Origin of the sequence: Nocardia sp. CC213A (genome assembly GCF_030766805.1) — a bacterium.
Lineage (GTDB): Bacteria > Actinomycetota > Actinomycetes > Mycobacteriales > Mycobacteriaceae > Nocardia > Nocardia otitidiscaviarum.
Genome location: NZ_JASFXA010000029.1, coordinates 71,117 through 79,614, shown reverse-complemented (window position 1 = coordinate 79,614; position 8,498 = coordinate 71,117). Strand labels below are relative to the sequence as shown.

At 70.7% G+C, this 8,498-nt stretch carries 8 protein-coding genes; 3 read left to right on the top strand and 5 right to left on the bottom strand.

The window, feature by feature from the left end:
* Positions 1-229 precede the first annotated feature (229 nt).
* The 5 genes from trpA to QJS31_RS34890 all read right to left on the bottom strand — a co-directional run bounded on the left by trpA (position 230) and on the right by QJS31_RS34890 (position 6,042).
* On the bottom strand, positions 230-1,030 hold the full coding sequence (gene trpA / locus QJS31_RS34910) for a tryptophan synthase subunit alpha (RefSeq protein ID WP_195143601.1): 801 nt from the start codon (positions 1,028-1,030) through the stop codon (positions 230-232).
* Positions 1,027-2,292 carry a tryptophan synthase subunit beta gene (gene trpB, locus QJS31_RS34905; RefSeq protein ID WP_306358801.1) on the bottom strand — a complete coding sequence of 422 codons (1,266 nt, stop codon included), beginning with the start codon at positions 2,290-2,292 and terminating at the stop codon, positions 1,027-1,029. Before trpB ends, trpA begins: the two co-directional genes overlap by 4 nt.
* A gap of 8 nt (positions 2,293-2,300) precedes the next feature.
* On the bottom strand, positions 2,301-3,119 hold the full coding sequence (gene trpC / locus QJS31_RS34900; RefSeq protein ID WP_029929096.1) for an indole-3-glycerol phosphate synthase TrpC: 819 nt from the start codon (positions 3,117-3,119) through the stop codon (positions 2,301-2,303).
* Positions 3,120-3,268: 149 nt separating this feature from the next.
* The gene (locus QJS31_RS34895) at positions 3,269-4,495 is read right to left on the bottom strand and encodes a TIGR02234 family membrane protein (protein ID WP_306358800.1); all 1,227 of its coding nucleotides are present in this window, start codon (positions 4,493-4,495) and stop codon (positions 3,269-3,271) included.
* Positions 4,492-6,042: an anthranilate synthase component I gene (locus QJS31_RS34890; protein WP_282780919.1), complete on the bottom strand. Its 1,551-nt coding sequence runs from the start codon at positions 6,040-6,042 to the stop codon at positions 4,492-4,494. Before QJS31_RS34890 ends, QJS31_RS34895 begins: the two co-directional genes overlap by 4 nt.
* 141 nt (positions 6,043-6,183) lie before the next feature.
* Between QJS31_RS34890 and QJS31_RS34885 the strand changes: the two genes are divergently transcribed.
* The 3 genes from QJS31_RS34885 to QJS31_RS34875 all read left to right on the top strand — a co-directional run bounded on the left by QJS31_RS34885 (position 6,184) and on the right by QJS31_RS34875 (position 7,824).
* Positions 6,184-6,489 carry a hypothetical protein gene (locus QJS31_RS34885; RefSeq protein ID WP_029929101.1) on the top strand — a complete coding sequence of 102 codons (306 nt, stop codon included), beginning with the start codon at positions 6,184-6,186 and terminating at the stop codon, positions 6,487-6,489.
* Positions 6,490-6,650: 161 nt separating this feature from the next.
* A complete protein-coding gene (locus QJS31_RS34880; protein ID WP_306358799.1) occupies positions 6,651-7,289 on the top strand; it encodes a GNAT family N-acetyltransferase in 639 nt (212 codons plus the stop codon).
* 73 nt (positions 7,290-7,362) lie between these two features.
* A complete protein-coding gene (locus tag QJS31_RS34875) occupies positions 7,363-7,824 on the top strand; it encodes a peroxiredoxin (protein WP_282780914.1) in 462 nt (153 codons plus the stop codon).
* The last annotated feature ends 674 nt before the right edge of the window (positions 7,825-8,498 follow it).

The following is an 8,498-nucleotide window of genomic DNA, read 5'->3' as shown; positions in this document are numbered from 1 at the left end:
CGCTGGCCGCCGCACCTCAGTCGCGCTGGCCGCCGCACCTCAGTCGCGCTGGCCGCCGCGCTGCGGTGGTGCGGCGTCGGGGTTCACCGGGCGGCCGTGGCGGTCTTGTCGGCGATCGTTATGGTTCGGCCGTTGAGGCCGTGCCGGGGTACTGGTCGAGCGCTGGTTCCAGGGCTGCGGCACTCCAGCGAACCGACGCGATCCGGGCGACCGCCGCACCATCGCGCGACTAGGAGGGCACCCGCGCCGACCGCACGCCCTGTGCCAGTTCGGCCGTGAGCGAGCGCACCGCGTCCAAGCCCTGGGCGGCGGCGCTGACCAGGGCCGAGCCGACGATGACGCCGTCGGCGTAGGCCGCGATCTCGGCGGCCTGGGCTCCGTTGCGCACGCCCAGGCCGACACCGATCGGGATATCGGAGTGGGTGCGGATGCGTGCGCACAGGGCGGGGGCCATATCGGAGACGGCGTCGCGCGCGCCGGTCACACCCATGGTGGAGGCGGCGTAGACGAAACCGCGTGACGCCTCCAGGGTTTTGACCAGACGCTCCTCGGTGGAGGACGGCGCGACCAGGAAGATGCGGTCCAGATTGTGGGTGGCCGACGCGATGAACCAATCGTCGGCCTCCTCCGGAATCAGATTGGGCGTGATGAGTCCGAGGCCGCCCGCCGCCGCGAGATCGCGGGCGAAGGTGTCGACGCCGTACTTCAGCACCGGATTCCAGTAGGTCATGACGACGGCCTTGCCGCCCGCCGCGCTGATGGCCTCCACCACCCGGAATACGTCGCGCACCCGCACGCCGCCGCGCAGCGCCTGTTCGGCGGCGGCCTGGATGGTGGGGCCGTCCATCACCGGGTCGGAGTACGCGACACCGACTTCGATGACGTCGCAACCGGATTCGACCATGGCGGTGCAGGCGTCGATGGACCCCTGCAGGTCCGGGTAGCCGGCGGGCAGATAGCCGATGAGCGCCGCGCGGTTCTCCTCGCGGGCCGCGGCGAAGGTGTTGGCGAGATTGGACTGCTGGCTCACTGCTGCCCCTCCGGGTCGTCGAACAGCCCGAACCAGCGGGCGGCGGTGTCCATATCCTTGTCGCCGCGACCGGACAGGTTCACCAGGATGATCGCACCCGCACCCAACTCCTTGCCCAGTTGCAGCGCGCCCGCCACGGCGTGCGCGGATTCGATGGCCGGGATGATGCCCTCGGCGCGCGAGAGCAGCAGCAGCGCGTCCATGGCCTCGGTATCGGTGATCGGCCGGTACTCGGCGCGCCCGATGTCCTTGAGGTACGCGTGCTCGGGGCCGACTCCGGGATAGTCCAAACCCGCTGAGATGGAATGGGATTCGATGGTCTGGCCGTCCTCGTCCTGCAGCAGGTACGAGTACGCGCCCTGGAACGCACCCGGCGTGCCGCCGGTGAAGGTGGCGGCGTGGCGACCGGTGTCGACGCCGTCGCCCGCGGCCTCGTAGCCGATCAGGCGCACGTCGGCGTCGTCGAGGAAGGCGTGGAAGATGCCGATGGCATTGGAGCCGCCGCCCACGCACGCGGTGACCGCGTCGGGCAGGCGGCCGGTCTGCGCCAGCACCTGGGCGCGCGCCTCCATACCGACGATGCGCTGAAAATCGCGCACCATCAACGGGAACGGATGCGGACCGGCGGCGGTGCCGAAGCAGTAGTAGGTGCGGTCGGCATTGGTGACCCAGTCGCGCAGCGCCTCGTTGATGGCGTCCTTGAGGGTCTGCGAACCGGAGGTCACCGACACCACGTCCGCACCCAGCAGCCGCATGCGGGCCACGTTCAGGGCCTGCCGGGCGGTGTCGACCGCGCCCATGTAGATGACGCATTCCAAGCCCAGCAGCGCGCACGCGGTGGCGGTGGCGACGCCGTGCTGCCCCGCGCCGGTCTCGGCGATGACGCGGGTCTTGCCCATGCGCTTGGCCAGCAGCGCCTGGCCCAGCACATTGTTGATTTTGTGAGAACCGGTGTGGTTCAAGTCTTCCCGCTTGAGCAGGATGCGCGCGCCACCGGCGTGCTCGGCCAGTTTGGTGCATTCGAACACCGGCGACGGACGGCCGGTGTAGTCGCGCTGCAGGCGGTCGAGTTCACCGAGGAAGTCCGGGTCGAGCCGGACCTTCTCGTATTCGGCGGTGACCTCCTCGATCACCGCCATCAACGCCTCGGGGACGTGGCGGCCGCCGTAGACGCCGAAATGGCCGCCCAGGTCGGGTTCGTGCGCGCTCTTGTTCGCGACGCCGTCGCTGGCCTTGGGCAGGGTGTCGTTCGTCGGTGTCATCTCGTCTCTCACCGGCCCCGGCGCACCGGCTTCGGGCAGGACGGATGCGTTCCGGCGGTCACCAGCTCGGCCACGGCGGCGCGGGGATCACCGCTGGTCACCAGGCCCTCGCCGACCAGGACGGCATCCGCGCCCGCACCGGCGTAGGCCAGCAGGTCGGCGGTGCCGCGGATACCGGACTCGGCCACCCGGATGACCTCACTGGGCAGGCCGGGCGCGATGCGGGCGAACACGTCCCGATCCACCTCGAGGGTCTTCAGGTTGCGGGCGTTCACGCCGATCACGGTGGCCCCGGCGGTGAGGGCGCGATCGGCCTCCTCCTCGGTGTGCACCTCGACCAGGGCGGTCATGCCCAGCGATTCGGTGCGGTCGATGAGCGAGGACAGCACATCCTGCTCCAGGGCCGCCACGATGAGCAGGATGACGTCCGCGCCGTGCGCACGGGCCTCGTGGATCTGGTACGGGCCGACGATGAAGTCCTTGCGCAGGATCGGGATGTCCACCGCGGCGCGCACGGCGTCCAGATCGGCCAGGGAGCCGTGGAAGCGGCGCTGTTCGGTCAGCACGCTGATGATGCGCGCGCCGCCGTCCTCGTAGGCCCGGGCCAGGTCGGCCGGATTGGCGATATCCGCGAGCGCGCCCTTGGAGGGGCTGGCACGCTTCACTTCGGCGATCACGCCGATCCCGTCCTCGTGCAGCGCTGCCTTCGCGTCGCGGGGCGAGGGCGCGGCCGCGGCAGCCTTCTTGACGGCCTGGAAATCCAGGAGGGCTTCCCGTGCGGCCACATCCGCGCGGACCCCGTCGAGAATCGAGTCGAGTACCGTCATCTGGCTCGAATCCTTTCTGGGGAGACGGACTTGCTGCCTGAGAATCCCCCCAGGCGCTGTCTCACCGATGCTGATAAAGAGTAAATGGCTATCTCCGCGTCGTTGACGGCGGGGGCGGTACGGGGGCTTGGTCCGGTCTCCGCCGCTGTTCAGCGAGTCGGGCGACCGGCCGACCCGGAATCCGGATCATCGTGCGCGGCAGAGGTATTGGCGGCCTCGTCGGTGGGGTCGTCCCCGGCATCGAGGGCATCCCAGAGCACTCGGCCCGACAGTTGTTCACCGGGGGCGGGCTGTGACGCGGATTCGGCGCGGCGCGGCGCCGTCTCACCGGCACGCCACTGGTCCGTCTCACCGGCACGCCACTGGTCCGTCTGAGCGGCACGCCGCTGGTCCGTCTGAGCGGCACGCCGCTGGTCCGTCTGAGCGGCACGCCGCTGGCCCGTCTGAGCGGCACGCCGCTGGCCCGTCTGAGCGGTACGCCGCTGGCCCGTCTGAGCGGTACGCCGCTGGCCCGTCTGAGCGGCACGCCGCTGCGCCACCTCGGCGGCGGCCGCCGAGCGCCGGACGGCGGGGTTGTCGTATTTGCCGGACAGTCGGCCGGTATCCGACGGCATGCGCACCAGCAGCACCCCGGCCAGGAAGGCGGCGACCGCGCCCACCAGCGCCACCACGGCGGGTGCCGTCGCGGTCTGGGTGCTCACCACATGTTCCCAGTCGCGCAGTTCGGCCAGTCGACCGGCCCGCTCCGCGAGCTGTCCCTCCCCTCTGAGCAGGGCGTACTCCGGCACCGCGGCCACGGCGGCGAGCAACGCGACCACCACGCCGACCATCCGGCGCGGCCAGCCGCGGGTGGCGAAGACGGCCGCGATGGTGGCGACCAGGGCCAGCGCCAGCGGAGTGAGCGCACCGAACCAGGTACCGCCGTCGAGGTCGATATCGCGGGGAGCGCCGAGTTCACTGCTGACCGCGATGCTCACCCACGTCATCCGCGACGACACCCACAGCGCCCCGGCGGCGACGGCCAGCAGCAGCACCGCCACGACGGGTTTGCGCCGGCGCGGCGTATCCGGCTGCGCCCCTTGCGAGTCCGCGCCGGGCCCGGCCTCGATCTCGGCACGAATGACGGGATCGACGGAGCCGGAGGCAGTTTCCCCGATCACCGTCGAATCAGGCTGCGCGGCAGCCGGATTCCCAGACGCAGCGGCATCATCGGCCGCGCTGGACGGACCACCACGCGGGGCGGCGGGGCGGGTGGGCGCGTCCCCGGATGTCGCCGACGTGGCGTCAGGAGCCGCGTTCGGCGCGGCGGGCGGTCCGTCGGTACCGGTAGCGATCTCCGGATCCCGCCCGCGGTCCGGGTCGGCCGCATCGCTCATAGCGTGCCGCCCTGTCCGTCCGGGCGGTAGGCGCGGACCGTCTGGGCGGCGGCGACGGCCTTGAGGACGGCCATGGCCTTGTTGCGGGATTCGACGTCCTCGTAGTCCGGATCGGAGTCGGCGACCACGCCCGCGCCCGCCTGCACGTAGGCGATGCCGTCCTTGAGCAGGGCGGTGCGGATACAGATGGCGGTATCGGCGTCGCCCGCGAAATCCAGGTAGCCGACCACGCCGCCGTAGATGCCGCGGCGGGTGGGCTCCAACTCCTCGAGCAGTTCCATGGCGCGGACCTTCGGCGCGCCGGAGAGGGTGCCCGCGGGGAAGCAGGCGCGCACCGCGTCGAGGGCGATGCGGCCGGGGGCCAGGCGACCCGAGACCGTGGACACCAGGTGCATGACGTGGCTGTAGCGCTCGATGTGGCGGTATTCGGTGACCCGCACGGTGCCCGGTTCGCAGACTCGGCCCAGATCGTTGCGGCCGAGGTCGACGAGCATGAGGTGCTCGGCGTTCTCCTTCTCGTCGGCGAGCAGCCCCTTCTCCAGTAGCAGATCGTCCTCCTCGGTGGCCCCGCGCCAGCGAGTGCCCGCGATGGGGTGCGTGGTGGCGAGGCCGTCCTTCACCGTGACCAGCGATTCGGGGCTGGAGCCGACGATGGAGAAGGCGGTGCCGCCGGACCGGTCGGGGATGTGCATGAGGTACATGTACGGGCTCGGATTGGAGGCGCGCAGCATGCGGTACAGATCCAGCGGGCTGCCGTCGTAGTCCATCTCGAAGCGCTGCGACAGCACCACCTGGAACGCCTCACCCGCCTCGATCTCCTTGACCAGGCGGCGCACGCCCGCGCCGAACTCCTCGGAGGTGCGCTGGCGGCGGAATTCGGGCTCGGGGCGTTCGAAGACGGAGACGGTGGAATCGGCGGGGGCGGCCAGGGCGGCGGTCATGCGGTCCAGGCGGGCCACCGCGTCGTCGTACGCCTCGTCCACGCGCTCGTCGGTGCCGTTCCAGTTGACGGCATTGGCGATGAGGGTGATGGCCCCCTCGTGGTGGTCGAAGGCCGCCAGGTCGGTGGCCAGCAGCAGCACCAACTCCGGCAGTTCGAGGTCGTCGGCGGCGATGACGGGCAGGCGTTCCATGCGGCGTACCGCGTCGTAGCCGAGGTAGCCGACCAGGCCGCCGGTGAGCGGCGGCAGACCGGGCAGTCGTTCGGTGCGCAGGAGTTGCAGCGTCTCCCGCAGCGCCTCCAGGGGCTCACCCCCGGCGGGGGCGTCGGCCGGAACCTGCCCGAGCCAGGTCGCCTGCCCGTTCTCGACGGTCAGCGCGGTGGGACTGCCCGCGCCGATGAACGACCAGCGCGACCACGATCGCCCGTTCTCGGCCGACTCCAGCAGGAAGGTTCCCGCCCGGTCGGCGGCCAGTTTGCGATAGGCCGAGAGGGGAGTTTCCGAGTCCGCCAACACCTTTCGAATCACCGGAACGACCCGATGATCGGCCGCGAGCTGGCGGAACTGTTCGCGGGAGGTGGTGGTGGGAGTGGAGGAACCGCGCATTGCCCCATCATTCCAGGCCGGTCGATCGGCATCGAATCCCGCTCCCCGCACAGCCGGAGCCATACCGGCCGCGAATAACAGTGGCGGTGATCACTACACTCGCCACACGCGGTATCCCTTATCGAGAGGAGTTCAACACCGATGTACCCCTCGCAACCGGTCGCACCGGAGGGTCCCCGGCACGCCAGTCCGCAGGTCGGCCCGGGTGGGCACCCGACCCAGCCACCCCGGATGATGAATATGAACCCGGCCGCCAAGCCCAGCGCCCTCGCCTCCTTCGTCACCTATGTGAAGGCACTCGAGGCGCTGGATCCGCGCCGCTTCCCGGACGAGTACGCCGAGCACGCCGACCGCATCCGCGAACTCAAGCCCTTCCTCCGGGCCCACGGCATCCTCGATGTCATGGAGATCAAGAACCCGGACGTCGCCGCCCTCATCGGCGTCTGACCCCACCGGGCGTCCGGTACGCACAGGCGATTCGGCCCGCGCACACCGCTGTGCGCGGGCCGTGCCGTGTGATGCGGCGGGCCATGTCGGCGCGCCCCGTGGCTCCCGGAACGCCAATCCGACCGGAGCGGGCCGTTCCGCTCGGGACTATGCTCGCCGCCATGCGAATTCGCGCGTTCCAAGCCGCCGATCGCGACGCCGTGCACGAGGTGTCGGTGCGGGCCGGAGCTGGATCTCCGTCCGGAGTGCTGTGGGGAGATCCGGAGTCGGAGATGGCGGTGTATCTGGATCCGTACCTGGATCTGGAACCCGATTCGCTGCTGCTGGCGGAGTCGGATGGTCGGCTGGTGGGGTATCTCGCCGGATGTCTGGACGGGACGCGGTTCCCCAGCGAGGAGGAACGGATCGAGCGGGCCATCCGGACATATCGCCTGCTCCGGAAGCGGACGGCACGGGCGTTCTTCCTGCGCAGTGCCGTGGACATGGCGGCCGCCAAGCTGCGGCGACGGCCGACGGCCGGGGATTTCGCCGATGCGCGATGGCCGTCGCATCTGCATATCGGCCTCGTCCCCGAAGCGCGCGGCACCGGCGCGGCCGAGGCGCTCATGCGGCGGTGGTTCGAGCGGCTCGACGCGCACGGCTCTCCCGGGTGCCATCTACAGACCTTGGTCGAGAACACCCGGGCCGTGCGGTTTTTCACCCGGACCGGATTCGTCACGCACGGCGTGCCCGCCGAAGTGCCAGGACTGCGGTACCGGGGCGCGCGGGTACATCAGCTGACGATGGTGCGCCCCGGCTGAACGGCGATCGGCCCTCGTCGCCCGACCGATCGCGGCAGCCCGCCGGTGCCCGACGTCCCGTAATGTCTCCGGCATGAAGGCAGGCCAGCTCGCCCCGAGTTTCAAGCTTCCCGATCAGACCGGCACCGTGCGCTCGCTCGACGAACTGCTCGCGGACGGCCCTGTCGTGCTGTTCTTCTACCCCGCCGCCAATACCCCGGTGTGCACCGCCGAGGCATGCCACTTCCGCGACCTCGCCGCCGAATTCGCCGCCGCGGGCGCGACCCCGGTCGGCATCAGCACCGACTCGGTGCAGACCCAGGCCGGTTTCGCGGGCAAACAGAACCTGGACTATCCGCTGCTCTCCGACAACGACGGCGCGGTAGCCGCCGCATTCGGCGTCAAACGCGGCCTGCTGGGCAAACTCTCCCCCGTCAAACGCACCACCTTCGTCATCGACCCGGACCGCACCATCGCGGCCGTGATCAACAGCGAACTACGCGCCAACGTCCACGCCGACGACGCCCTGGAGTTCCTCCGCAACCGCGCGACCTAACGCCGACCGCATGCGGCGGTAGCAACCACCGATCGCGACCAGGCGACGGCGAGGGCGGCGGCGAAAGCCGGTTGCGACAGCACCTCATCGGGGTGGTGCAGCCGCGCTACCGAGAGATCCCGGTCGCGGAGTGGGCGGCCGGCGCTATGGCCCCAGGGACGGCGACGTATCGGCACACCCGCCTGCCGATGCGATCGCCGCCGTGTCACACCGGCAGTGGTGCGCACACTCACCCGCGCCGCCAGCCTCAGCGCGAAGCGGCGATCAACACAGCACCACGACGCTGCCCGCGTAGGCGACGAGGATGAGGGTAGCGGCGGCGAAAGCCGGTTGTAGCAGCCGCCTTTCGAGATAGCGCGGCCGTGCGGCACCCCCGGGCGGCGCTGGTCGCGGGGTGCGGGCACGGCGGCCTGATCCGAGGCGTTGACGGTCGGGCCGCCGCTGCCGTGGGGCATTCCAGGGGCGGAGACGGGTCCGCGGCCGCCGCCGTGAGGCGTTCCAGATGCGGTGACCGCCCGGCGATCTCAGCCAGGCAGCGTCTCTGAGGCGAGGGCGGTCGCCGGTGCCCGGGGTCGGCGCCCCGGGGAGAGGGCGGTCATTTCGGTTCTGCGACTTCAGTTTTCGGCGGATCAAGCCGACGACGGTGAGGATCGCGGTGAGGAGGAGCATCGCGG

Excerpts from the sequence above, each read along its gene's own strand:
- QJS31_RS34885 (WP_029929101.1), top strand. The coding sequence starts at position 6,184 with ATGTACCCCTCGCAACCGGTCGCACCGGAGGGTCCCCGGCACGCCAGT.
- trpB (WP_306358801.1), bottom strand. The coding sequence starts at position 2,292 with ATGACACCGACGAACGACACCCTGCCCAAGGCCAGCGACGGCGTCGCG.
- trpC (WP_029929096.1), bottom strand. The coding sequence starts at position 3,119 with ATGACGGTACTCGACTCGATTCTCGACGGGGTCCGCGCGGATGTGGCC.
- QJS31_RS34895 (WP_306358800.1), bottom strand. The coding sequence starts at position 4,495 with ATGAGCGATGCGGCCGACCCGGACCGCGGGCGGGATCCGGAGATCGCT.
- QJS31_RS34875 (WP_282780914.1), top strand. The coding sequence starts at position 7,363 with ATGAAGGCAGGCCAGCTCGCCCCGAGTTTCAAGCTTCCCGATCAGACC.
- QJS31_RS34890 (WP_282780919.1), bottom strand. The coding sequence starts at position 6,042 with ATGCGCGGTTCCTCCACTCCCACCACCACCTCCCGCGAACAGTTCCGC.
- QJS31_RS34880 (WP_306358799.1), top strand. The coding sequence starts at position 6,651 with ATGCGAATTCGCGCGTTCCAAGCCGCCGATCGCGACGCCGTGCACGAG.